This window comes from Streptomyces millisiae (assembly GCF_031845425.1).
Classification (GTDB): Bacteria; Actinomycetota; Actinomycetes; order Streptomycetales; family Streptomycetaceae; genus Streptomyces; species Streptomyces millisiae.
In genome coordinates this window covers 25,134-48,544 of sequence record NZ_JAVREM010000025.1, presented here as the reverse complement: position 1 = coordinate 48,544, position 23,411 = coordinate 25,134, and the positions used below count along the sequence as shown (strand labels likewise).

The 23,411-nt window shown below is 72.8% G+C and carries 23 protein-coding genes and 1 pseudogene; 13 read left to right on the top strand and 11 right to left on the bottom strand.

Going from position 1 to position 23,411, the window contains the following annotated elements; translation table 11 throughout:
• Positions 1–146 precede the first annotated feature (146 nt).
• From RNC47_RS19425 to RNC47_RS19410, 4 genes are all read left to right on the top strand, one after another.
• Positions 147–1,565: a thioester domain-containing protein gene (locus RNC47_RS19425; RefSeq protein ID WP_311600434.1), complete on the top strand. Its 1,419-nt coding sequence runs from the start codon at positions 147–149 to the stop codon at positions 1,563–1,565.
• Positions 1,566–1,740: 175 nt separating this feature from the next.
• Positions 1,741–3,405, top strand: coding sequence for an energy-dependent translational throttle protein EttA (gene ettA, locus RNC47_RS19420; RefSeq protein ID WP_311600432.1), 1,665 nt, complete (start codon positions 1,741–1,743; stop codon positions 3,403–3,405).
• A 4-nt stretch (positions 3,406–3,409) separates the two neighbouring features.
• A complete protein-coding gene (locus RNC47_RS19415) occupies positions 3,410–3,850 on the top strand; it encodes an acyl-CoA thioesterase (RefSeq protein ID WP_394814821.1) in 441 nt (146 codons plus the stop codon).
• Complete coding sequence (locus tag RNC47_RS19410; protein WP_311600431.1) at positions 3,847–4,506, top strand: hypothetical protein; 660 nt, start codon at positions 3,847–3,849, stop codon at positions 4,504–4,506. The genes RNC47_RS19415 and RNC47_RS19410 overlap by 4 nt, the downstream gene beginning before the upstream one ends.
• Positions 4,507–4,518: 12 nt before the next feature.
• Here RNC47_RS19410 and RNC47_RS19405 read toward each other — a convergent pair whose 3' ends face one another.
• The 3 genes from RNC47_RS19405 to RNC47_RS19395 are packed head-to-tail and all read right to left on the bottom strand — an operon-like array spanning position 4,519 to position 7,312.
• A complete protein-coding gene (locus RNC47_RS19405) occupies positions 4,519–5,385 on the bottom strand; it encodes a MerR family transcriptional regulator (protein ID WP_394814820.1) in 867 nt (288 codons plus the stop codon).
• Positions 5,369–5,905 carry a VOC family protein gene (locus tag RNC47_RS19400; protein WP_311600428.1) on the bottom strand — a complete coding sequence of 179 codons (537 nt, stop codon included), beginning with the start codon at positions 5,903–5,905 and terminating at the stop codon, positions 5,369–5,371. The genes RNC47_RS19405 and RNC47_RS19400 overlap by 17 nt, the downstream gene beginning before the upstream one ends.
• Positions 5,906–5,959: 54 nt before the next feature.
• Positions 5,960–7,312 (bottom strand): sialidase family protein, encoded by a 1,353-nt coding sequence (locus tag RNC47_RS19395; protein WP_311600427.1) that lies wholly within the window; start codon positions 7,310–7,312, stop codon positions 5,960–5,962.
• Between the two features lie 102 nt (positions 7,313–7,414).
• On the opposite strand from RNC47_RS19395, the gene RNC47_RS19390 reads away from it, so the two are divergent.
• On the top strand, positions 7,415–7,795 hold the full coding sequence (locus RNC47_RS19390; protein WP_311600425.1) for a globin: 381 nt from the start codon (positions 7,415–7,417) through the stop codon (positions 7,793–7,795).
• Positions 7,796–7,828: 33 nt separating this feature from the next.
• Here RNC47_RS19390 and RNC47_RS19385 read toward each other — a convergent pair whose 3' ends face one another.
• A complete protein-coding gene (locus tag RNC47_RS19385) occupies positions 7,829–8,308 on the bottom strand; it encodes a carboxymuconolactone decarboxylase family protein (RefSeq protein WP_311600423.1) in 480 nt (159 codons plus the stop codon).
• A 181-nt stretch (positions 8,309–8,489) separates the two neighbouring features.
• Here RNC47_RS19385 and RNC47_RS19380 point away from each other — a divergent pair, with 181 nt between their 5' ends.
• The 8 genes and pseudogenes from RNC47_RS19380 (at position 8,490) to RNC47_RS19345 (ending at position 13,502) form a co-directional block, all read left to right on the top strand.
• A complete protein-coding gene (locus RNC47_RS19380; protein ID WP_311600421.1) occupies positions 8,490–9,392 on the top strand; it encodes an RNA polymerase sigma-70 factor in 903 nt (300 codons plus the stop codon).
• Between the two features lie 49 nt (positions 9,393–9,441).
• Positions 9,442–10,188 carry an HAD family hydrolase gene (locus tag RNC47_RS19375; protein ID WP_311600419.1) on the top strand — a complete coding sequence of 249 codons (747 nt, stop codon included), beginning with the start codon at positions 9,442–9,444 and terminating at the stop codon, positions 10,186–10,188.
• A gap of 510 nt (positions 10,189–10,698) precedes the next feature.
• A complete protein-coding gene (locus tag RNC47_RS19370) occupies positions 10,699–10,974 on the top strand; it encodes a hypothetical protein (RefSeq protein WP_311600417.1) in 276 nt (91 codons plus the stop codon).
• Positions 10,971–11,207 (top strand): hypothetical protein, encoded by a 237-nt coding sequence (locus tag RNC47_RS19365; protein ID WP_311600415.1) that lies wholly within the window; start codon positions 10,971–10,973, stop codon positions 11,205–11,207. Before RNC47_RS19370 ends, RNC47_RS19365 begins: the two co-directional genes overlap by 4 nt.
• Before the next feature lie 37 nt (positions 11,208–11,244).
• Positions 11,245–11,445 (top strand): annotated as a pseudogene (locus tag RNC47_RS19360) (RNA polymerase subunit sigma-24); the annotation flags it as partial.
• A 109-nt stretch (positions 11,446–11,554) separates the two neighbouring features.
• Positions 11,555–11,794, top strand: a complete 240-nt coding sequence (locus RNC47_RS19355; RefSeq protein WP_311600414.1) for a hypothetical protein — start codon at positions 11,555–11,557, stop codon at positions 11,792–11,794.
• Between the two features lie 268 nt (positions 11,795–12,062).
• Positions 12,063–13,100 carry an MDR/zinc-dependent alcohol dehydrogenase-like family protein gene (locus RNC47_RS19350; protein ID WP_311600488.1) on the top strand — a complete coding sequence of 346 codons (1,038 nt, stop codon included), beginning with the start codon at positions 12,063–12,065 and terminating at the stop codon, positions 13,098–13,100.
• 3 nt (positions 13,101–13,103) lie between these two features.
• Positions 13,104–13,502 carry a 6-pyruvoyl trahydropterin synthase family protein gene (locus RNC47_RS19345; RefSeq protein WP_311600413.1) on the top strand — a complete coding sequence of 133 codons (399 nt, stop codon included), beginning with the start codon at positions 13,104–13,106 and terminating at the stop codon, positions 13,500–13,502.
• Positions 13,503–13,514: 12 nt separating this feature from the next.
• Here the strand turns inward: RNC47_RS19345 and RNC47_RS19340 are convergent, their stop codons facing one another.
• The 7 genes from RNC47_RS19340 to RNC47_RS19310 form a co-directional block, all read right to left on the bottom strand.
• Entirely contained in the window at positions 13,515–14,399 is an 885-nt protein-coding gene (locus tag RNC47_RS19340; protein ID WP_311600411.1) for a RibD family protein, read from the bottom strand.
• Positions 14,396–15,463, bottom strand: a complete 1,068-nt coding sequence (locus RNC47_RS19335) for an ABC transporter permease (protein ID WP_311600409.1) — start codon at positions 15,461–15,463, stop codon at positions 14,396–14,398. The genes RNC47_RS19340 and RNC47_RS19335 overlap by 4 nt, the downstream gene beginning before the upstream one ends.
• Entirely contained in the window at positions 15,460–16,194 is a 735-nt protein-coding gene (locus RNC47_RS19330) for an ABC transporter ATP-binding protein (RefSeq protein WP_311600408.1), read from the bottom strand. The genes RNC47_RS19335 and RNC47_RS19330 overlap by 4 nt, the downstream gene beginning before the upstream one ends.
• A gap of 46 nt (positions 16,195–16,240) precedes the next feature.
• Positions 16,241–17,359: an FHA domain-containing protein gene (locus RNC47_RS19325; protein ID WP_311600406.1), complete on the bottom strand. Its 1,119-nt coding sequence runs from the start codon at positions 17,357–17,359 to the stop codon at positions 16,241–16,243.
• Positions 17,360–17,485: 126 nt separating this feature from the next.
• Positions 17,486–18,820 (bottom strand): PP2C family serine/threonine-protein phosphatase, encoded by a 1,335-nt coding sequence (locus tag RNC47_RS19320; RefSeq protein WP_311600487.1) that lies wholly within the window; start codon positions 18,818–18,820, stop codon positions 17,486–17,488.
• Between the two features lie 2 nt (positions 18,821–18,822).
• Positions 18,823–22,086, bottom strand: coding sequence for a tetratricopeptide repeat protein (locus tag RNC47_RS19315; protein ID WP_311600486.1), 3,264 nt, complete (start codon positions 22,084–22,086; stop codon positions 18,823–18,825).
• A gap of 20 nt (positions 22,087–22,106) precedes the next feature.
• The gene (locus tag RNC47_RS19310; protein WP_311600404.1) at positions 22,107–23,360 is read right to left on the bottom strand and encodes a hypothetical protein; all 1,254 of its coding nucleotides are present in this window, start codon (positions 23,358–23,360) and stop codon (positions 22,107–22,109) included.
• Between the last annotated feature and the right edge of the window lie 51 nt (positions 23,361–23,411).

Below are 23,411 nucleotides of genomic sequence, written 5' to 3'. Positions count from 1 at the left end.
TCGACCTCGGAATGTGTAACTCCTCGTTCTCGTGGGGACATTGCCGAACTCCCCTCTCTACGATCCCCGTACGCACGGGGATGTTGATGTGCGCGCCGCCTCACGTTGCGGCTGCGCCCTGTGATCTCGTGGAGGGGACACACACCATGATTCTTGCGCGCAAGCGGGCCACTGCCCGCCTTGCGGCCACCGCGATCGCCACCAGCCTGATGGCTGCGGGGGCGTTCGCGACCGCGGGCACGGCCGCCGCGGAGGAGAACCCGCACAACGGCGGTGCCACCGCCACGCTCGGCGGTCTTGACCGGGACGCTTCCGGCCCCATCGCCGTCACCCACGAGGGTGAGACGGACACGTACCGGGGTGGTCTGTTCACCCTGCAGGCCGACGACGGCGGCACGCTCCAGACGTACTGCATCGACTTCACCACCGCCACGGCGTCCAACGCCCGGTACCGGGAGGTCGGGTGGAGTGAGTCCCGGCTGCACAACAACCCCGACGCGGGCCGGATCCAGTGGATCCTGCAGAACTCCTACCCGGTCGTCGACAGCCTGGCGCTGGCCGAGCAGGCCGGCGTCGAGTCGCTGACCGACGCGGAGGCCGGCGCCGGCACCCAGGCCGCGATCTGGGAGTTCTCCGACGGCGTCGAGGCGGAGCCGGAGAGCGAGAACGCCGCGGCCCTCGCCGACTGGCTGACCGAGAACGCCGAGGAGGCCGCCGAGCCGGGCGCGTCCCTGACCCTCACCCCGAACCAGGTGTCAGGACAGCCCGGCAACCGCCTGGGCCCGATCACGGTCGACACCACCGCCGACGCGGTCTCCGTCGCCCCGGACCCGGCCGCGGCCGAGCAGGGCGTGACCATCACCGACGGCGCCGGCAACGTCATCACCGAGGACGACCCGGTCACCGACGGCACCGAGCTCTTCTTCGACGTGCCGGCGGACGCCGAGGACGGCAGCGCCTCGCTGACCGCCACCGCCACCTCCCAGGTGCCGATCGGCCGCGCCTTCACCGGCATCGACGTGCGCACCCAGACCATGATCCTGGCCGGCTCCTCGGAGTCCTCGGTCAGCGCGGGCGCCAGCGCCAACTGGGCCGCCCCCGGCACCCCGGCCGTCGCGGTCGACGCCGAGGAGATCTGCGCCGAGGGTGGCGTCCAGGTCACCGTCACCAACACCGGTGACGTGCCGTTCGAGTTCGAGCTGAACGGCGAGACGGTGACGGTCGCCCCGGGCACCCCCGAGCCCATCCTCGTCCCGGTCGAGAACGGCCAGGAGTACGACATCACCATCGCCAACCCGATCGAGGGCGAGGAGGACTTCCGGTTCACCGGCGTCCTCGACTGCGCCCCCGGCGGCGGCGAGGCCCCGACCCCGATCGACGAGGAGAACGAGCCGGCCCCGGCCAGCACCGGCGGTGGCGACACCGACGAGCCTGACCTGGCCGCGACTGGTTCCGACAGCAACGTCGGCATGATCACCGGCATCGCCGTGGCGCTGCTGGTCGTCGGTGGCGCGGGCGTGTTCTTCATGCGCCGTCGCACCGCCTCCGCCGGCTCGGACAGCTGAGCACAGCGGTAGCACCGACGCACAGAGCGTGAGGGGCGGGCCCGTCAGGGCCCGCCCCTTCGTGCTGCCCCGGCCGGGCGGGGCCGATTCCGGTTTTCGCCGTGGCAGGGACATGCGGCAGGATGGACTCCTCCGCACCCACTGCCCACTGATCTGACCCGCCGGACGGTTTCTCTTGGCTGAGTACATCTACACCATGCGCAAGGCGCGCAAGGCGCACGGCGACAAGGTGATCCTTGACGACGTCTCCCTGAGCTTCCTGCCCGGGGCGAAGATCGGTGTCGTGGGCCCCAACGGCGCCGGCAAGTCGACCGTCCTGAAGATCATGGCCGGCCTGGAGCAGCCCTCCAACGGCGACGCGTTCCTCGCGCCCGGCGCCACCGTCGGCATCCTGCTCCAGGAGCCGCCGCTCGACGAGTCGAAGACCGTGCTGGAGAACGTCCAGCAGGGCGTGGCCGCGACCAAGGCCAAGCTCGACCGGTTCAACGAGATCGCCGAGCAGATGGCGACCGAGTACACCGACGAGCTCGGCGAGGAGATGGGCAAGCTCCAGGAGCAGCTGGACCACGCGGGCGCCTGGGACCTGGACGCCCAGCTGGAGCAGGCCATGGACGCCCTGGGCTGCCCCCCGGGCGACTGGCAGGTCACCAACCTCTCCGGCGGCGAGAAGCGCCGGGTGGCGCTCTGCAAGCTGCTGCTGCAGCAGCCCGACCTGCTGCTGCTCGACGAGCCCACCAACCACCTGGACGCCGAGTCCGTGCAGTGGCTGGAGCAGCACCTCGCCAAGTACCCGGGCACCGTGGTCGCCATCACCCACGACCGGTACTTCCTGGACAACGTGGCCGAGTGGATCATGGAGCTGGACCGCGGCCGTGCCTTCGGCTACGAGGGCAACTACTCCAAGTACCTGGAGACCAAGCAGGCCCGCCTCAAGGTCGAGGGCCAGCGGGACGCCAAGCGCGCCAAGCGGCTCAAGGAGGAGCTGGAGTGGGTGCGCTCCAACGCCAAGGGCCGGCAGGCGAAGTCCCGCGCCCGCCTCCAGCGGTACGAGGAGATGGCGGCGGAGGCCGAGAAGACCAGGAAGCTGGACTTCGAGGAGATCCAGATCCCGCCGGGCCCGCGCCTGGGCAACGTGGTGGTCGAGGTCGAGGACCTGCACAAGGCGTTCGGTGAGAAGGTGCTGGTCGACGGCCTCTCCTTCACCCTCCCGCGGAACGGCATCGTCGGCGTCATCGGCCCCAACGGCGCCGGCAAGACGACCCTGTTCAAGATGATCCTGGGCCTGGAGCCGGTCGACTCCGGCGACGTCAGGGTCGGCGAGACCGTCAAGATCTCCTACGTCGACCAGAGCCGGGCCAACATCGACCCGAAGAAGACGCTGTGGGAGGTCGTCTCCGACGGCCTGGACCACATCAACGTCGGCCAGGTCGAGATGCCGTCCCGCGCCTATGTCAGCGCCTTCGGCTTCAAGGGCCCGGACCAGCAGAAGCCGGCCGGCGTGCTCTCCGGCGGCGAGCGCAACCGGCTCAACCTGGCGCTCACCCTCAAGCAGGGCGGCAACCTGCTGCTCCTCGACGAGCCGACCAACGACCTCGACGTGGAGACGCTCTCCTCCCTGGAGAACGCGCTGCTCGACTTCCCCGGCTGCGCCGTGGTCGTCTCCCACGACCGCTGGTTCCTCGACCGCGTCGCCACCCACATCCTGGCGTACGAGGGCGACTCCACCTGGTTCTGGTACGAGGGCAACTTCGAGTCGTACGAGAAGAACAAGATCTCCCGGCTCGGCCCGGAGGCCACGCGCCCCCACCGGACCTCCTACAAGAAGCTGACCCGGGGCTGACGCCGTGCGGCATGTGTACCTGTGCCCGCTGCGCTGGTCCGACATGGACGCGTTCGGGCACATCAACAACGTGGTCTACCTGCGCTACCTCGAAGAGGCCAGGATCGACTTCATGTTCCGGCTCGCCCGGCAGGCCGACTCCGGCGCCTTCACCGGCGGTTCGGTGGTGGCGCGGCACGAGATCGACTACCTGAAGCCGATGGTGCACCGGCACGAGCCGGTCACCATCGAGACCTGGGTGGCCAGGCTCGGCGGCGCCTCCGTCACCGTCGCCTACGAGATCAGGGACGCCGAGACGGTCTACGCCCGCGCCGCGACCGTCGTCGTCCCGTACCGCCTGGAGGACTCCCGGCCGCGCCGGCTGACCGCCGAGGAGCGGGAGTTCCTGAGCAAGTACCAGGACGACGGGGCGGGCGGCCTGGTGGAGGGCTCGACCGCGGCATGAGCGCATCGGCGCGGCTGGCCCTCGCGGAGCCGGGGGAGGCCGGGGAGTTCGCCGCCTACCTGGAGCGGCAGCTGCGCTGGGACCGGGCGGCCGCCGCCCGGCTCCAGGCGGACGGCGCCGTGGTCTCCGTCTTCACCAGGCCGGCCAGGTTCGACGTGCTCGCCGTCCGCGCCTTTCGGCTGCGCGAGCCGGCGACGCTCGACGTCACCGTCTCCGCCGGCGAGCTGCTGGAGTCGGTCGACGCCGACGCCGACGCGATGACGGTGCCGGCGGCGGTGACCGGCCCCTCCTGGGCCGGGGTGCTGCCGCCGCGCGGCGTCTGGCGGCCCGAGTCCGAGCTGCCCGTGGGGCGGGTGCGGAACGAGGCGGCGGCCGTCGTCTCCGAGTTCCGCACCCGGCGGGAGGCGCTGACACCGGGCGAGGCCACCCGCGAGGCGCTGGACGCGCTGGCCGAGGAGATCTGGTCCCGGTCGCTGCCCGGCACCCCGCTGCCGCTGCGCGCCGTGCACGCCGCGCACGCGCTCGGCATGCTGCGCGCCACCACCCCGGTCGCGGTGCTCAGCAAGGGGGCGTGGCTGCGGCTGCGCACCTTCCTCGGCTCCATCGCGGTGCGCCGCGGTGGCGGCGGGCCGGGGCTCAGCGTGACGCCGCTGTAGGCACCGCGCGCCCTACCGCCAGGTCGCGGTGTCGGGGTCGATGCCGTGGGCGCGGGCGCTGGCGTCGACGATCCGCCGGAACCAGGTGGCGAGGCCGGGGCGGATGCCGTCGTAGTGGGCGGCGAACCCCGGATCGGCCTCGTACATGCGGCCCAGACAGACCTGCATCTCCCTGGTGAGCGGAAAGTACGAGGCGAACACCTCGCGGTGCCGCTCGACGAGCCCGTTCGCCTCCGGGCTGCCGGGTGCGACGCCGGCGTCCATCGCCTCCCCGAGGGCGCGGTCGAGGTCGGTGACGGCGGCGGCGACGGCCTGCCACTCCTCGGGACCGCGAGCGGCCGAGCGTTCGACGTACTGCAGCCACTGCGTGGTCTCCCCGTAGCGCTGACGGGCCTGGGCGGGCCAGTCCGGGTTCCACCCCGGGCCGAGGACCTCGGCCTGCTCCTCGACGGTCAGCAGCAGGCCGCGCTCGTGGGCGTCGATCATCCGGTCGAGACCGGCGCCGAGCCGCTGGAGACGGTCGATCCGCTCGGCGACCTGGGCGCGCTGCGCGCGCAGCGCGCCGGGCACGTCCGCGGTCGGGTCGTCCAGGACGGCCCGGATCCGGTCCAGGCCGAGACCGATCTCCCGGTAGACGACGACGCGGTGCAGGCGTTCCAGATCGGCGGCGGTGTAGAGCCGGTATCCGGCGGCCGTGCGCAGCGACGGCCGGGCCAGACCGATCTCGTCCCAGTGGTGCAGCGCGCGGACGGTCACGCCAAGACGGGTCGAGACCTGCCCGACGGTCAGGCCGTCGGCCTCGGCCTCGGCCTCGGCCTCGGCCTCGGCCTCGGCGTCGGCGTCGGTGTCGGTGTCGGTGTCGTCAGGCATGCTCCTCATTGTCGTCGTGGCCGAGGCCAGGTGGGGTGATCCCGACGGCCGCCAGGTCCCTGGCCTCCTGGCTGGCCGGGTCGAAGGGCCTCGCCGCGGTGAACACGATCCGTGCGTTCTCGGGGGTGATCACCGCCACGTCCCGGGTGGACCAGGGGGTGTCCCGGGGCCCCTCGACCGAGTCCGGGCGGATCGCGCGGCACGCCTCGACGAGGGGGTCGAGCTGGCTGAGCACGCACGCGAAGCTGAGGCTGATCGCCGGCGGCCGCTCCGGAACGCTCTCGGCCGGGACGAGGAGCACGTCCTGGAAGGCCCACCGGCGCAGGTGCACGACCCCGCCGGGGATGCTGAACAGTTCGAAGAACCCGAGCCCACGGGTCCAGAAGTCCACCGACGCCGCCAGATCGTTCGTGGGGATGGTCGCGAAGGCGGGCATTCCGTAGATGCCGCGGAACGGCTCCGGTAGCACCGCGTCCGGTCCTGGAGCGGGCACGGGGCTGATCTCGAACGCGTCGTAGTAGTCGCTCACGTGCCCCACTCTCCGGCCTCACGCGACGTGAGGGTCAAGCCGGGCCCGTGGGGCTCACCGCCGGTCCCGCTTCCCGTAGCGGATGGTCACCGCGTTGACGGTGGACGCCAGGCTGGTGAGCCGCGCCGGCGTCAGCCGCCCGTAGCGGGCGGGGGCGACGGTCTCGGTCGGCTGGTGGCGGGCGACCGGGCAGCCGACGATGTCCGGCAGGGTCAGCTCGCGCCGGCCGGCGTCCAGGGAGAGCTCCGTGAACGCCGTGAAGTTGAGGGTGCCGTGCGGGCTGTGCCGGCCGGTCTCGTAGAGCAGCCCGATCTCGCCGGACGGCAGCAGCGTCAGGTCCGAGTAGCCGGCCCTGGCCGGGGTGATCACGGTGCCCACGGTGTGCCAGGTGCGCCCCTCGTCGTAGCTGGAGCGGATCGTCATGATCCGGCGCCGGCTGCCGACCTCCTCGCCCGGCCTGGTCGGCGCGGACAGCAGCACCCGGTCGCGGTCGTCGCCCTGGTCGGTCGCGGTCAGCCGCAGCAGCGAACCGGAGACCGGCGGCGTGTCCAGGTCCCGCACCTGACGGAAGCCGCCGGCGAAGCTCTCGCCCGCGTCCTCGCTGTACGCCGCGAGCCGCACGTTGTCCAGGCCGCGGGCGTTGATGTACAGCGAGCCGTCCACCCGCTCCACCAGGGAGAGTTCGACCGGGTGCGGCAGCTCCTCGACCGTCTCCCACACCGCGCCGAGCCGCCAGCTGAGCCCGCCGTCGTCGCTGTAGTACAGCTGCCCGCCCGACCTGTCGTCGTGCGTGTCGTGGTCGCCGGCCACCACCAACCGGCCGGCCCGGGGGCCGCGTTGCAGCTGGATCCCGTGGCCGGGACCCACCGAGATCCAGGTCCACGACGGCGGCTTGAGGCCGGGCAGCCGCCCGCCGTCCTGCCAGGTCAGGCCGTCGTCCATGGAGTGCAGCAGCGCCAGCGAACGCGGCCCGCGGGAGCGGACGTCGTCCGGCTTCGGGGTCCACGTGTTGTACGCGAACATCAGGGTGACGCGGCCGCTCTCGGCGTCCACCACCGGCACCGGGTTGCCGTAGCCGCCGTCGTCCCCGACGCCGCGCAGCACCGTCGGCTCCTCCCAGGTGCGGCCGCCGTCGGTCGACCGCCGCACGACGAGGTCGATGTCGCCGACGTCGGCGCAGTCCGCGACCCTGGCCTCGGCGAACGCCAGCAGCGTCCCCGCGGTGGTGGCGACGATCGCCGGTATCCGGTAGCAGGCGTAGCCCTCGGTGCCGTGCCGGAACGGCTGGCTCACCGCCCGCTCCGGCGGCGGCGTGTCCCGTGGCTCGGCATCGGCCGCCGCCGGGGCGGCGGACATGACCGCCCACACGACGGTGGCGAGCAGGGTGACGCGTACGCACAGGGACATGCGCGGGAGAGTACGGACGTACGGCGAACGCTCGGTTGCCGTTTCGTTATCTCGCGGGGGACTGCCCGGACCCCGCGTCACCGGGTCTGCGACGATGGGGGGGTGAGCGAGGAACAGCAGTCGTTTTATGAGCGGGTCGGAGGCGAGGAGACCTTCACCAAGCTCGTCCACCGCTTCTACGAGGGAGTGGCGGACGACCCGCTGCTGCGCCCCATGTACCCGGAGGAGGACCTGGGCCCGGCCGAGGAGCGGCTGCGGCTCTTCCTCATCCAGTACTGGGGTGGCCCCCGCACCTACGGCGAGCAGCGCGGCCACCCGCGCCTGCGGATGCGCCACGCCCCGTTCCGCGTCGACCAGGCCGCCCACGACGCGTGGTTGCGCCACATGCGGGCGGCCGTCGACAGCCTCGACCTGCCGGAGGACCTGGAGCAGGAGCTCTGGAAGTACCTGACGTTCGCCGCGTTCTCGATGATCAACGCGTGACCGGCTTGGCGGCCTGAGCGCCCCGCCCGCCGGTCAGTTCGACAGGCCGGCGAACTGGCCGGGCTCGTACGAGCCGCCCGGGTTGTGCACGATGACGTTCATCCGGGTGGCGGCGTTGATCAGCGAGACCAGGCAGACCAGCGCCCCGACCTGGTCGTCGTCGTAGTGCCTGCGCACCTCGGCCCAGGTCGCGTCGGTCACGCCGTGGTCGCCGAGCCGGGTGCCCTCCTCGGCGAGCGCCAGCGCGGCCCGCTCGGCCTCGGTGAACACGGTGGTGTGCCGCCAGGCGGCGACCAGGTTGAGCCGGAGCGCGGACTCACCGGCGGCCGCCGCCTCCTTGGTGTGGATGTCGACGCAGAAGCCGCAGCCGTTGAGCTGGGCGACCCGCAACTCCACCAGTTCCCGCAGGGACTTCGGCAGCGTCGACCCGTCCAGGGCCAACGAGACGTTGTAGAAGCGCTTGGCGATCTTCGCGGCGGTCGGGCTGTCGAACAGGTTGAAACGGGGTTCCATGACGTCGTCCTCACTCGTCGTGTCGTGCGCTGCCGCGCCGGACGAACACAAGATGCCGACGGCCGGAGCCCTGTGACGGCACGGCGATGTGGCGTACGTCACCGGTCCCCGCTGTCACAGGGCGGCGGTGGCCGGCATCTCGTGTGCGGCGCAGTCGAGAGCGAACGGGCAGGAGCCGACGATGGACGACCGGACCACGAACGACCGCGGTGACCACAGGGCCGGCGTCACCCGGGCCTTCGTCACCCACCGCAACCTGCTCTTCACCGTCGCCTACGAGCTGCTCGGCTCGGCCGCCGACGCCGAGGACGTCCTGCAGGAGACCTGGCTGCGGTGGGTGGGCGTCGACCACGAGACCGTGCGGGACCAGCGCGCGTACCTGGTCCGGATCGCCACCCGCCAGGCGCTCGCCCAGCTGCGCGCGCTCGGCCGGCGCCGGGAGTCCTACGTCGGCCCCTGGCTGCCCGAGCCGCTGCTGACCGCGCCCGACGTGGCCGAGGACGTCGAACTGGCCGACAGCGTCTCGATGGCGATGCTGCTGGTGCTGGAGACGCTCACCCCGACCGAGCGGGCGGTGTTCGTGCTGCGCGAGGTGTTCGACCTGCCCTACGAGGAGATCGCCGAGGCCGTCGACAAGAGCCCGGCCGCCGTCCGCCAGATCGCCCACCGGGCCCGGGCCCATGTCGCCGCCCGCCGCCCACGCGCGGCCCCGTCCGCCGCCGACAACCACCGCACCGTCGAGGCGTTCCGCCGGGCGGTCGAGACCGGCGACCTCCAGGGCCTGCTCGACGTCCTCGCCCCCGACGTCGTCCTGCTGACCGACGGCGGCGGCGTCGTCCGGGCCGCGCTGGCGCCGGTCGTGGGGGCCGAGCGGGTGGCCCAGGTGCTGGGCCGGATCTCCGCCACGATGGCGCTACGCCCGACTCAGGTCAACGGCGCCCCCGCGCTGCTCGTGCGCCAGGGCGACGAGATCGACACCGTCCTGGCCCTGCGCGTCGACGACGGCCTGATCACCGGCCTCTACGCCGTGCGCAACCCGGACAAGCTCTCCCACCTGGACCGAGGAACCCCCCTGAGCCGCTGAGCCGAGGTCTTCTCGACCGTGGTGGGGGCTCCGCCCGTAGGCTGGGCGGGTGATTCGCGCCGTGGTGTTCGATGTCGGTGAGTGTCTCGTCGACGAGACGAGGGAGTACGGCACCTGGGCCGACTGGCTGGGAGTGCCGCGACACACCTTCGCCGCCCAGTTCGGGGCCGTGATCGCGCGGGGCCTTGACTACCGGGAGACGTTCCAGGTGTTCCGGCCCGGTTTCGATCTCGACGCGGAGCGTGAACGCCGAGCCGCCGCCGGCCAGCCGGAGTGGTTCGGTGAGGAGGACCTCTATCCGGACGTCCGGCCGGCCCTCGCCCGGCTTCGGGAGGCCGGCCTGTGGCTGGGCATCGCCGGCAACCAGACGGTCCGCGCCGGAGGCATCCTCCGCGAGCTGTTCGCCGACGACGTGGACCTGATCGGTACCTCGGACGACTGGGGAGCGAGCAAGCCGGACCCGACGTTCTTCGAGCGGGTGGCCGAGGTCGTACCTGTTCCGCCGGAAGAGACGCTCTACGTCGGAGACCGGCTCGACAACGACATCCGGCCCGCCGCCGAGGCCGGACTGCGGAGACGCGGCCACTACCGCCTCGACCTGGCCCGAGCCCATCTGTGGTCGGGCCACCGGGACCGGGCGCTCGCTGAGTTGGAGCGGGCGGAAGCGACGGCACCTCAGCTGATCCGGAACCACCCCATCGCGCGCGCGACCCTCCGCCGGATTCGCCGAGCGGAGCACGCCGCCGGGTCTGAGCGGCTGCGCCGTATGTCGACCCGCTTCCGCCTTGAGGACTGATTTCCGGCGCCGACCTGCGATTATTCCGCACTCTCATAAAGTGCGGGTCACCGGACTTCTACGGTCTGTCATCGCAATCGCCGATGACACCCGGGGGTGCCCGTGCGTACCAACACGCCTGATCTGTTGTCGTTCTTCGCGCCGTTGGGCGATGTCACGGCCGCGATACAGCGGAGGCTCGACGGGCTCGAATGCGTGCGATGCGGGTCCGCGGTGGGGCTGCGGTCCGGCGGTCACGCCTACACCCTCACTCGCACGGGATGTCTCGGCTGGGCCGTGCGAGTGTGCGGAATGTGCCCGGCAGCCGCGCCGGTCGGGGCGGACGTGGCAGCGGCCGTCGCCTGGGTGGTGGCGGCAGGGGCGCGCGAAGACGACGTTCTCGCAGCTTGGCCATGGCGACGCGCGGTGCCTGTGCCAGCGGGTCGGTTGTGGGACACCGTCCGTGTCCCGAGCTCGGTCGGTGTCGCGGTTCTCGCTCAACTTCCGCACCACGTCGCCGCGATCGGACCGGTGCTTGAGGTGCCGGCCCGGAACGCGGTCGAGTTCCTGGTGCCGCCCGGCACGGCCGCGACGTGGCCGTCGCGCCGCCGAGAGCTGCGCGACGTCTTCTGCGTCGGCCAAGGCGGCAGCAGCAAGCTTCCGTCGCCCGACCTGACGCTGGTCGACGGGCGACGAGCCCGCTGCGGTCGCAGTTGGCTCACCCGGCTGCAACTCGACCGTACGCCCACCACGCACGGCGGAGCGCTCCTGGACTGCCTGCTGGCCGAGCTGGGGCAGGGCCGATGAAGGAGGACATCAGGCTGCGATGGGGGACGCATGAGCTGATTGGCGAGTGGGTCACCGACGCGACCGGGCGCGTCGGCCGGCTGGAGGCCGTCCTTGAACACGTCACCGGCCGGACGGGACAAGTCGTTCGCATTGAGGCGCACCTGCGCCCGGTGGATGGCAGCGGGTGGGAGTGGACGACGGACGCCAACGCGCTCACGCGCGCGGTACCCGGCGGACCGCCGGCGCGGTAGGCGTGGGCGGCCCGCCGGGAAAGGGCGGGTGGGTGGGGGGACGGGCAGGATCGCCGCCACGACGGCGCTCCACCCAACCCAGGTCAACGGCGCCCCGGCGCTGTTCGTGCGGCAGGGCGGCGAGGTCGACACCGTCCTGGCCCTGCGTCTCGACGACGGCCTGATCACCGGCCTCTACGCTGTGCGCAACCCCGAGAAACTGTCCCGCCTGGACCGGGACACCCCCCTGAGCCGCTGAGCCGAGGCCTTCGATCCATGGCGCGTCGGGGCCGGCACGTCTACGGTGTGGGCGATGGCGTCATGCGGGAGGGGCAAGGCGGAGAAAGCTGTGGAGGTTCGGCGCCGCGGTGGCCGCCGGGGTCGCGGTGCTGCTGCTCGCGGGGTGCGGCACCCCGACGGACTACAGCGAGATAGTCACGTTCACCGACGACCACGGCCGCGTCTGCACCGCGGCGGTGGTCGTCGACCAGGAACAGAACGAGGGCGACGACTACGAGATCAGTAGCCTGGACTGCGACTACCCGCCGGAAGGTCAGACACCAAGGCCCAGCCGGTACCGGCCCTTGCCGGAACGGGACGCGGACTGACGACCATCCCGCACGGACGGGCGGGGAAGGCCCTTCGGGACGGTCAGGCCGTCAGGCCGGGTCGGGAAGATCAACTCCTGACAGGTCACCCACACATACGGCACTACCGTCTCCCCGGCCCGCTGCCCCACCACCACGCCAAAGATCCCGCTTTCGCCGCTCACGGGGCAGGCCAGTTAGACCGGCTGTGATCAAGAACGTTGATCTTTGTATCTGCCGGTTCGTATATTGGCGTCCGTTGAATCGATCTGATCGCGGGGGCATGCCGGTGGAGCGAACCGCTCGTGCCCTCTGGCTCAGCTCCCCTGGGTGTGTGGAGATACGCGACGTTCACCTGCCCAGCCCCGCGGCTGGCGAGGTTCTGGTTCGTACGCTCTTCTCCGGTGTGAGCCGGGGGACGGAAACACTCGTCTTCCACGGTCGCGTGCCCGCGAGCGAGTACGCCGCCATGCGCGCGCCGTTCCAGGAGGGGGAATTCCCAGGGCCGGTCAAGTACGGCTATCTCAACGTCGGGGTGGTTGAGGAAGGGCCGGCATCCCTGCTCGGGCGTACCGTCTTCTGCCTCTACCCGCATCAGACCCGGTTCGTCGTTCCGGCCAGCGCCGTGACCGTCGTACCGGATGCCGTTCCGGCCGCACGCGCCATACTTGCCGGGACCGTCGAGACCGCGGTGAACGCTCTGTGGGACGCCGCGCCGTTGATCGGTGATCGGATCGCCGTCGTCGGCGCCGGGATGGTTGGTTCCTGCGTCGCGGCTCTTCTCGCCCAGTACCCTTCCGTCCGCGTCCAACTCGTTGACGCGGACCCTGCCCGGGCCTGTGTCGCCGCCGCGCTGGGTGTCGACTTCGCACTGCCGGAGGACGCCCTGGACGACTGTGATCTCGTTGTTCATACGAGCGCCACGGAGGACGGACTCGCACGGTCCCTGGAACTCCTCGCCATGGAGGGGACCGTCCTGGAGATGAGTTGGTACGGCGATCGTCGGGTCAGTCTGCCCTTGGGGAGTGCGTTCCACTCCCGCCGTCTGGTCGTGCGTAGCAGCCAGGTGGGGGCGGTGTCGCCAGCCCGGCGTTCCCGTCGGACCTTCGCTGACCGACTCGGGCTCGCGCTCGATCTTCTTGATAACCCTTCCTTCGACGCGCTGATCACTGCCGAGTGTTCCTTCGAGGAACTGCCTGGGGTGATGCCGGGGATCGCCGCCGGCGACCTTCCGGGGCTGTGTCAGCGCGTCCGCTACGACAGCGCCGAGGAAGTAAGACCTGGTGTTGGCCAGCGACGGCCAGACGGGCTCGCAACCGAAAGGTGACCGTTGTTCAGCATCACCGTCCGTGATCATCTGATGATCGCTCACAGCTTCCGGGGAGAGGTCTTCGGCCCCGCTCAGCGTCTCCATGGGGCAACATACCTGGTGGATGCCACCTTCCGCCGTGACGAATTGGACGCGGACAACATCGTGGTCGACATCGGGCTAGCGTCCCGTGAACTCAATCGAATCATCAGCGAGTTCACCTACCGAAACCTCGACGACGAACCCGCCTTCGCCGGGATCAACACCTCCACGGAGTTCCTGGCCAAGGTCATCGCCGACCGCGTCGCCGAGAGCGTGCACGCCGGCGCGTTGGGGGAAGGCGCCCGTGGCCTGGCGGGGATCACGGTCACCCTGCACGAGTCGCACATCGCCTGGGCGTCTTACGAGCGTGCGTTGTGACGCGGGCCGAGATCATCCCGAAGGCCCAGCTAGTTCGATCTCGAAGAGTGTGTCCTGGCCGAGGGCGGCGCGGCGCACGGGAGGACGAAGGGCGTCACGCATGACCGGGGTCCCGGGGAAACGAATCCCCGGGACCCCGTCGCCGAGAAGGACGGGGGCAACGGTGAGGTAGAGCCGGTGCAGTGCCCGTTCCCGGAGGAAGCGCGACACGGTGATGCCGCCGCCTTCGACGAGCAACCGGCCGAGGCCGCGCCGTGCGAGCGCCCGAACCAGACGTCCGGGGGCGAACGCGTCGCGGTCTGGCAGCGCGAGTACCTCCACCCCGTCCGCGAGCCGTCGCCCGGGCTCCAGGCCCGCGGCCACCACCCACAGGGTGGAAGCCGCCCCATCGGTGAACACCCGCCGGGTGAGTGGCACCCGTCCGTTCGGGTCGAGAATCACGCGCACTGGGTTGGGTCCCGCGCATGCCCGCACCGTCAGCTGGGGGTCGTCCGCGACCGCTGTGTCGGCTCCGACGAGCACCGCGTCGGCGAGTGCCCGGAGGTGGTGCAGATGACGGCGGTCCTCCTCCCCCGTGACGTAGTTGGCGTCCCCGGTACGGGTGGCTATGAAGCCGTCCAGGCTCTGCCCGAGTTGTGCGAAGGTGACGCGCTGTCCGGCGAGACAGAGCGGGAGATAACGGGCGGCGAGTGCCTCGGCCTCGGGCGTGGCCTCCGGACTCCAGTGACGGCCGTCCTCCGCTCCCTCGAGGACCAGCCCTGCGGCTTCGGCATCCGCTCGGGAACGTATGCCCACCAGCCTCTCCCACGCCCGCGCCGCGTCCAGTACGCCGCTACGACGCTTACCGCCATGGTCGGCCTCGCCCCTTCGGGGCGCTCCGGCCGCCAGGGCGGTCACGCGTTGTCCCAGCGGAAGAGGCGGGCCGAGATCAGGGTCAGGACCGCGGCGAAGGCCAGGAGGCCCAGCATGGCGGGGAGGGCCGCGCCGTAGCTCTGGCCGCGGGTGAGGACGTCCTGCATGGACTCGTTGAGGTGCTTCAGCGGCAGCACGTTGGAGACGGCCCGCAGCCAGGACGGCATGCCGTCGGTGGGGAAGAAGGAGCCGGAGAGGAACGCCATCGGCAGGACGACGATCTGGAGGGCGCCGTTGGCGGCCTCCTCGGTCTTGGCCCAGGCGCCTATCAGCAGGCCGATGGACATGAAGGCCAGCGTGCCGCAGGCGACCAGCGGCAGCGAGAGCCACCAGGAGCCGGAGAGGGTGAGGCCGTAGTAGGGGATGGTGGCGACGCCGATGAAGATGGCGAACTGGATGAAGGCCATCGCCAGGCTGACGCCGATCCGGGCGCTGATCACCGTGGAGGGGCGGATCGGGGCCAGCCAGAGCCGCCGCAGGATCCGCTTCTTGCGCCAGTTGACCAGCGTGAACGCCGACATGTACGCGGCGCCGGTGGCGATGGCCCAGCCGAGCAGTCCCGGGGTCAGCTGCTGGATCGGCTTGATCGAGTGGTCCTCGACCTGGTCGGTGGCGAGTTGGAAGGCCGGCGGCTGGCCGGTCGCGGCCACGTTGGCGCCCTGCACGATCGACTGCATCAGGCCCTGCACGGTGCCGGCCGCGGTGGCGTCGGCGGCCGAGTAGCGCAGCTCGATCCGGCCCTCGGCGTCCTGCCAGACGGCGGCGTCGACCTCGCCCTCGCGGACGTCCTCCAGGGCCTGGTCGCGGTCGCCGGTCTCGATGATCGTGAGCGCGTCGGAGAGCGCGGCCCGTTGGTCGGCCGGCATGTCGTCGAGGACGTCCACGGCGCCGACCTGGACGACCGTGCTGCTGGCGACCCCCGAGTCGCGCAGCAACGCGCCGAAGAGGGCCAGGAACATCAGCGGGAACACCAGGGTGAAGAACACCGCGGTGCGGTCGCGGAGCAGGCCGAGGACCATGGCCCGCGAGAGGCTTCGGAACGCGCTCACTCGCGGAACTCCCGTCCGGTCAGGTGGAGGAAGACGTCCTCCAGGGTGTCGACGCCGGTCTCGGCGATCAGGTCGGCCGGGGCGCCGATCTTCAGGATGCGGCCGGCGTCCATGATGGCGACCCGGTCGCAGAGGATCTCCGCCTCGTCCAGGTAGTGGGTGGTCAACACCACCGTGCGGCCGCTGGAGTTGATCTCCCGCAGCAGGTCCCAGAGGTTGCGCCTGGCCTGCGGGTCGAGCCCAGTGGTCGGCTCGTCGAGGAAGACCAGCTCGGGGTCGTGGACCAGCGCGCAGGCGATGGAGAGCCGCTGCGCCTGGCCGCCGGACAGCTTGTCGTCGCGGACGTTGGCCTTCTCGGTGAGGCCGACGCTCTCCAGCATCGCGTCGGCCCGCTCCGTCGAGACGCCGTACAGGGCCGCGAAGGTGTGGATCTGCTCGCGGGCCGTCAGCTTCTCGAAGAACGCCGACGCCTGGAGCTGCACGCCGATCCGGGCCAGCAGCCTCGGGTCGCGCGGCCAGGACGGCTCGCCGAGCAGCAGCGCGGTGCCCTCGTCGGGCTCGCGCAGCCCCTCGACGATCTCCATGGTCGTGGTCTTGCCCGCGCCGTTCGGCCCGAGGATGCCGTAGAACTCACCACGGCCGACTTCGAAGGTCACCCCGTCGACGGCCTGGACATCGCCGTATCGCTTGCGTATCCCGTCGACCTTGATCGCGGCCGTTATGTTCGTCACAGCCGTCGATGCTACTGGTCGCCCTCGAACGCCCGAACGGCGCGCCTCACCCCCGGTAGAGGGTGAGGGTGGTCCAGGCCCCGATGTGCACCCGGTCGCCCTCGCGCAGCGGCACGGGCACGAACGGCTGGATCGGGTCCTCGGCCATGTTGACGGTGGTGCCGTTGGTGGAGTCCTGGTCGACCACCGCCCAGCCGCCGTCGGCCTGTTGGACGAGCACGGCGTGCCGGTGGGAGACGCCCGGGTCCTCCGGGGGGCGGGAGAGGTCGATGTCGGGCGCCTCGCCGGTGGACTGCCGGCGGCGGCCGATGGTGATCTCGTTGCCGGTCAGCGGCACCTGCTGCTCGGGCGCGTAGGCCGGCAGCTTGAGCTCGTGGGCCTCGGGGCCCGAGCGGCGCATCATCGCCTGGAAGTACTCGGGGTCGGGGCCGATGGTCACCAGCCAGCGCTCCGGCTGCGGCGGCCGTTGCTGCTGCTGCGGCGGTTGCTGCTGCGGTGGCTGCTGCTGGCCGGGGTAGGGCGGCGGCGGGGGCTGCTGCTGGTACTGGCCGGGGCCACCGGGCGCGCCCGGGCCGCCGGGCGGCGGCAGCATCCAGTCGGTGTTGGTGCCGGGCGCCTGCTGTTGCTGGTGCTGCGGCGGCTGCTGCTGGTGCTGCGGCGGCATCGGCGGGGCCTGCGGCGCGGCGGCCTGCTGGCCGTACATGTCGCGCTGCCCGGGCATCGGCGGCGGTCCCGGCTGCCCGTGCTGCCCCGGGTACTGCTGCCCGCCGGGCGCGGCCGGCGGTATGTAGGTGGTGGGGGAGTTGGTCAGGAAGTTGTACCGGCACTCCTCGCAGAACGGCGCCTGCGACTCGCGCGGGGTGCGGCACTGCGGGCACAGCTCGGTGGGGTTGAGCTGCTGCATCGGCGCCGTGGCGTCCGGGAAGCCGTAGCCGCCGTGGCCCTGCGCGGGCGGCGGCGGTGGCGGCGGCGCCTGCTGGGGGGCCGGGTAGCCGTAGCCGCCGGCCTGCGGCGGTGGCGGCAGCTGCCCACCCGGGCCTTGGCCGGCGCCCGGGTAGCCGACGGGTGGCGGCGGCATGGCGGCGGCGGGCGCGAGCATGCGGTGACCGCACACCTCGCACCAGTCCTCGGCCACCGACTGGTGGCCGTTAGGGCATGTCGGCATGTGACTGCCTCCAGTTACTCACGTCGTCCGCCTGCCATGGCGACATCGGTCTGCGGGCCTTCCTCCTCAGACGAACAGTACCCGCCGCCGTGCCCGGTACGTCTAGGTACTGTCCTGGGGTCTGCCTCACGCCTGGGCCGCGGGCGGGAACGGGATCACGGCCACCGTCACGTTGTCGTGACCGCCCGAGTCCAGCGCGTGCCGCACCAACTGCCGTGCCGTGGCCAGCGGGGCGCGCCTGGCGTGCTCCGGCACCACGTGCGCCATCTGCTGCCCGGTCTCCGCGTAGTTCCACAGGCCGTCGGTGCACACGATCACCACGCCCGGCCGGTCCGGCTTGAACGACGCCGTGTGCGGGTCGATCTCCTGGGCGTCGGCGCCCAGCCACGCGGTGATGGCGTGCGCACGGTGGTCGGCCATCGCCTCCGCCTCGGTGAGCAGCCCGGCGGCCACCATCTGGGCGGCCCACGAGTCGTCCTCGGTGAGGCGCGCGGCGGCGGCGCCCGGCTCGTCCGGCACCCAGTAGGCGCGGCTGTCCCCGATCCACCCCACCGTGAGGGTGGATCCCGCGGTCACGGCGCTGACGATGGTGCAGGCCGGGGAGTTGCGTCCCGGCTCCGGCTCGGTGCCCTGCGCGAGCGCGGCGACCGCGGTGCCGGCGGCGAGCAGCGCGTCGTGCATGGCCTGCGGCCCGGGGACGCCCCTGGGCAGCGCGCCGAGCAGGAACTCGCGGGCCGTGCCGGCGGCGGCCGCCGAGGCCTCGTCGGGGCGGGTGGAGGAGGAGACGCCGTCGCAGACCACGGCGATCACGGCCGGCTGGCCGTCGGGCAGCGCGGTGGCGGCGACGGCGAACGCGTCCTCGTTGCGGTGGTGGCGCAGGCCGATGTCGCTGACGGCGGCCACGCCGCCCAGCTCGCGCTCCGCGTGGTCCCGGGTCCCGGCGGGGCCGCGCCCGCACCCGGTGCAGTGGCCTTCGGCGTCCACGTATCCATTACCGCACACCGGGCAGGCGCCGCCACCGGGCGCGGCGGCGCGCGGGTCGTCGTACCTGGTGGCCTGCGGCGCCGCGGGCGGAGCCGGGTGCGCGGCGCGGGGGTCGGCCGGCGGCGCGGGGGGCGCCGGGGGCGCCGGGGGCGCCGGGGGGGCGGGCGGGGCGTAGCCGGGTGCCGGCGGGGGCGGGGCGGCATGCTGGGCGGCATGCTGGGCGGCCTGCTGGGCCCTGGGGTCGACCGCCGGCTGCCGCGGTTGCGACTGCGGCTGCGCCGGCGGTTGCGGGGGAGGCAGGGTGAAGTCGTGCTCGGTGGGCGTGGGCGTGGGCGCGTAGCCGGCGGCAGGCGGGGGCGGCGCGGCGACGCGGCCGACCGCTTGCAGGTCCGTACCGCAGACGCCACAGAATCGGTCGTCGTCCTCCAGTGGCTCACCGCAGCCGGGGCAGGCGGAGAGTTGGTCGAGCCTCGGCATCGTCACACCCATGTCCTAGGGCGGAAGCGGTTGGCCGCCTCCACCAGTTCAATGCGTTCACTTCGGGTCGGCGCCAGCCGGGCCAACCGCCGGTACGAGCGTTCGAGGCCCAGCCGGACCCCGGTCTCGTTCAGCGGCTCGCCGAGTAGCTGACGCCCCTGGTCTGTTTGCTCTGGGAAAGGTCCGGGGCAGGAGATTACCCAGTCGAGCGCGGAACCCAGCACCTCACAGGACAGTTGTTCGGCCAGCCACGGTTCCAGTCCCGCGCCACGCAGCGCGGCGAGCTGCGCGCCCGCGGCCAGCAGGTCGGGCAGCAGGTCCGGGGTGGCCGCCCGCTGCCGCAGCCGGGCCCGCACGGCCGCCACCCGGGCCGCCGTGTAGTGCGCCGAGGTCTCCGGCACCGACTCGAGCGCGGCCACGGCCCCGCGCCGGTCGCCGGCCGCGAGACGCACCCTGGCCAGGCCGAAGCCGGCGCTGACGTGGCTGGGGTCGGTGCTCCACACCAACTCGTAGTAGTCCGCGGCGTTGTCCAGCTGGCCGAGCACCTCGGCGCACACCGCGAGCGCCAGCTTCGGCGCCAACTCGCCGGGGAACGCGTCGTAGGTCGCGTCGAAGGCGAGCGCGGCCGTCTCCCAGTCCCTGGTGACCAGCGCGGTCAGCCCTCGGTACCAGACCACCCGCCAGTCGCTGCCGCGGCGCTCCGCGAGCCCGGCCGCCGACGCCCTGGCGATGGCGAGCGACCTGCCGTCCCCGACCTCGAGGTAGGCCCGCAACTCGCGGATCCTGACCTCGATGGAGTCGGTGGGCGCGGCACGGAGCGCCACCAGCAGATCGGCGGGCGAGGTGGCCATCAACCCGGCGAGGAACCCGGCGTTGGCATCCCCGGGATCGACCCGCGGCACCGGCAACGCCAGCGCGACGGCCCGCAGGTCGAGCTGGACGGTCCTGGGCGGGTCGCCTCCGGCGGGCGCGGCCATGGCTGGGCCTTCGGCGGGTTCGCCGGCGGCGGGCCAGGCCGGCGGCTCGGGCGAGCCGTCCGGCTCCCGCAACCCACGCCGCGCGGCGGCGGCCTCGGCCTCGGACCACGGCCGGCTGTCGCCGGTCGCCTGCGGGTCGCCTGCGGCGTGCTGAGCCGTCGCCCAGGCCACCCGGGCCTCGGGCCCGCCCGCGTCGTGCGGTTCGCGTGCGCCGGCCTCCGGCGGAACGCCGGCGCCGCGCGCGGCGGGCTCGCCCGCCGGCCACGGCGGTGGTGCGTGGGTGCCGGGTTCGTGTGGGTCGCCTGCGGCGGTGTGTTGGGCCGGGGCCCAGGCCCGGGCAGCGGGCTGGTTCGGGCCGTTCCCGTGCTCCGACCAGCCGGGCCGGGTATCCGGCCCGAAGCCGCCATGTGGAGCACCGGTGCCGGCCTCGGCGGGTTCGGGTCCTGGCCCGTGCGGGTCGCCTGCGGCGTGCTGAGTCGGTGTCCAGGCCGCCCGGCCGTCGCCCTGGCCCGGGCCGTTCCCGTGCTCCGGCCAGCCAGGCCGGGTATCCGGCCCGAAGCCGCTATGTGGAGCACCGGTGCCGGTCTCGGCGGGTTCGCCCGCCGGCCACGGCCGGCTGCCGCCGGCGGGCAGGCTGCCTGCCGGCCCCGGCCAGGCCGTGCCGTGGCGGGCCGGAGGCCCGCCATCGGCCGGCCAGGGCCGGCCCTCGCCGGCCGGCCGCGCCTGCGGCGCAGCCGCAGCCGCGGCCGCACCGCGCAGCGGTTTCGCACCGCGCAGTCGGCGCCGCCGTGGGCCCGCGCCGAGTTGGGAGACCTCGCCTTCGGGGCGGGGGACCAACTCCGTGTCGACGACGCCGAGTTCGCGGCCGAAGAGCTGGGAGAGCGCGGGGCGCGGCTGGCCGGTGTTGACGGCGACGATCTCGCGCAGCACGCCCGTCAGCTGCTCGGCCATCTCCTGCGCCGAGCCGAACCTGCGCCACGGGTCGGGGTCCGTGGCCCGGACCAGGAAGCGGTAGAAGGACTCGTACTGCTGGAAGACCTCGATGTTCTCCGGGTCCGGCAGGCTGTCCGCGTAGAACGTCGTGTAGCCCTGGAAGTCGAACGTCAGCACGGCGAGCGTGCGGGCCACCGTGTAGAGGTCGGAGGCCACGGAGGGCCCGATCTCGGCGACCTCGGGCGCCTGGTAGCCGACCGTTCCGTAGATCGCGCTCTCCTGGTCGTCCATCCGCCGGACCGCGCCCATGTCTATGAGCTTGAGCTGGTCGTCCTGCTGGATCGCGTTGTCGACCTTGAAGTCGCAGTAGAGCAGGTTGCGGCTGTGCAGGTAGCCGAGCGCGTCCAGCGCCTCGATGCCGTACGCGCAGGCCACCTCGACCGGCAGCGGGTCGCGGTGGCCGTCGGGGGCGCGCCGCTCGTTGGCGATCTCCTTGAGCGACTTGCCGCCGACGTACTCCATGACGATGTAGCCGTCCATGCTGCCGGTGCGGCGGTCCAGGTGCTCCACGAAGTTGTAGATCCGGACGATGCTGGAGTGCTCGATCTCCGCGAGGAAGCGGCGCTCGGAGATCGCGGCGGCCATCGCGTCCTCGTCGCCCGTGTCGAGCAGGCCCTTGAGCACCACCCACCGGTCGGAGACGGCCCGGTCGATGGCGAGGTAGATCCAGCCGAGGCCGCCGTGCGCCAGGCAGCCGGCGATCTCGTACTGGTCCCGCACCACGTCGCCCGGCTGGAGCTTCGGCACGAACGAGTACGGGTGGCCGCACCTGGTGCAGAAGCCCTCGGTGCGTCCCGGCCGGCCGGCGCGGGCGCGGCCCACCGGCGCGCCACAGTCGCTGTTGCCGCAGAACCGCTTGCGTTCCGGCACCTCCGGGTCCTCCAGCACCGCGGACAGCGGGTCGGGGCGCGGCACGCCCGGCATCGTCACCAGGCCCGCGCCGAGCCGCGAGCGCGCGGTGCCGCTGGCGCTCGACCGGGAGCTGCGCACCGAGACCGAGTCGACGGCGAGGCCGCCGCTGAGCGAGCGGGAGAGCCGCCCGGAGACCGAGCGGCGCGAGGACTGCGAGCGCGAGGGGCGGGACGGGCGCGAGGACGAGGGGTCGTCCTCCAGGGGGCCGGCCGCGCCCGCCGCGACGGGCGACCGCAGCGCGCCGGAGAGGCCGGTCGCGTTCTCGCCGAGCATGCCGAGCGGCGAGACCACGGGCGCCAGGCCGCAGTCGCCGCAGTACAGCTCGCCACCGCCGACGTCCTCGTAACTGCCCTGGCAGCCAGGCCGCTGACAGGGCACCTCCAGGTCGTCGGGCGGCAGCGGGCTCACGAGTCGCTCCTCGTCATCAGCACCTCGGCCGCCGCCTCCTGGTAGCGGAGCACCGCGTGTTCCGCGGCGCGCAGGTCGCAGGGCGCGGTCCACAGCAGCCGGCGGGCCGCGTCGTACCGCTCGACGAGCAGCGGCTCCTCGGCCTTGCCGCCCCGGGCGGCCCGCGCCCGGCAGGCGTCGAGCAGGCCGCGCAGCTGGGCCCGCACCGCCAGCGGCACGGTCACCGCGGACAGCGAGTCGCGCGCCCGCTCCAACTCCTCCTCGGCGCGCACCTCCAGGCGTTCCAGCAGCGGCGAGAGCCGGTGCCACTGGGCGCGGCGCCGGTAGTCGGCGGCGGTGGCCAGCTCCTCGTGCAGCAGGCTCGGCGGGCCGCTGACCGCGGGCACCTCGGAGGCCGCGATCTTGGCCAGCACCTCGCCGCGCGCGGTGCGCGCCTCGGCCAGGGTGCGGTCGGCCCTGGCCAGCACGTCGCGCAGCCGGATCAGCCGCTCCTCGGCGTCCTTGCGGACCCCGATGACGGCGTCGACCTCGCGCCTGATGTCGTCGAGGGCGCGGGCGGCGCGGTCGTAGCGCGCGGTGTCGGGGCGCCCGCCGCCGGGCGCGCTGCTGCCGCCGTCGGGGATCCAGAACGCCAGCGGGTCAGCGATCACCTCGGCCCGCAGCGTCGTCAACTCGTCGGTGACCTCGCGCAGTTCGTCGCCGGCCGGGTGCTCGCCGGGGCGGACGCCGACCGAGTGGGCCAGCGCCGAGAGCCGGCGCAGCTCGGCGGAGAGCAGGTCTATCCGGGCGGGCAGCGCCGACCAGACCGCGTCGGCGGCGACCACGACGTCGAGCACGCTGGCGTAGCCGGCGTTCATCCTGGCGAGCAGCTCGGGCCAGCCGACCGACTCGGCGGGACCGCCCTCGGGTTCGCCGGTGATCTCCAGCTGCGCGCCGTCGAGGAGCGCCGTCAGCCGCCGCAGCTCGTCCTCGCCCGGGTAGCGGCTGCGCGCCCGCAGCTGCCTGGCGTTGTGCAGCGCCCTGGTGAGGACGTCGAAGTGCGACCACAGCAGCGGGACGAGGCGCTCGGCGCGCTCCCACCGCTCCCGGGTGACGCCGGAGAGCTCGGCGCCCTCGAGCAGCCGGCAGCCGGCGTGGTCCTGGAGGGCGAGCAGCGAGGACTCGATCGCCTCGTGCTCGGCGCCGAGCCGGGCCAGCGCGCGGTCCACCTCTTCCCGGCTCAACACCTTCCCGGTGGATTCCGGGGCCATCGTTCTCTCCCCTCGCCTCTCGTCACGCGTCACTCGTCCGTCCTGTTTCCG

Coding starts and splice junctions, on each gene's coding strand:
- RNC47_RS19380 (WP_311600421.1), top strand. CDS start 8,490: ATGGACGACCGGACCACGAACGACCGCGGTGACCACAGGGCCGGCGTC.
- RNC47_RS19395 (WP_311600427.1), bottom strand. CDS start 7,312: ATGTCCCTGTGCGTACGCGTCACCCTGCTCGCCACCGTCGTGTGGGCG.
- RNC47_RS19320 (WP_311600487.1), bottom strand. CDS start 18,820: ATGCCGAGGCTCGACCAACTCTCCGCCTGCCCCGGCTGCGGTGAGCCA.
- RNC47_RS19410 (WP_311600431.1), top strand. CDS start 3,847: ATGAGCGCATCGGCGCGGCTGGCCCTCGCGGAGCCGGGGGAGGCCGGG.
- RNC47_RS19425 (WP_311600434.1), top strand. CDS start 147: ATGATTCTTGCGCGCAAGCGGGCCACTGCCCGCCTTGCGGCCACCGCG.
- RNC47_RS19310 (WP_311600404.1), bottom strand. CDS start 23,360: ATGGCCCCGGAATCCACCGGGAAGGTGTTGAGCCGGGAAGAGGTGGAC.
- RNC47_RS19365 (WP_311600415.1), top strand. CDS start 10,971: ATGAAGGAGGACATCAGGCTGCGATGGGGGACGCATGAGCTGATTGGC.
- RNC47_RS19405 (WP_394814820.1), bottom strand. CDS start 5,385: ATGAGGAGCATGCCTGACGACACCGACACCGACACCGACGCCGACGCC.
- RNC47_RS19325 (WP_311600406.1), bottom strand. CDS start 17,359: ATGCCGACATGCCCTAACGGCCACCAGTCGGTGGCCGAGGACTGGTGC.
- RNC47_RS19385 (WP_311600423.1), bottom strand. CDS start 8,308: ATGGAACCCCGTTTCAACCTGTTCGACAGCCCGACCGCCGCGAAGATC.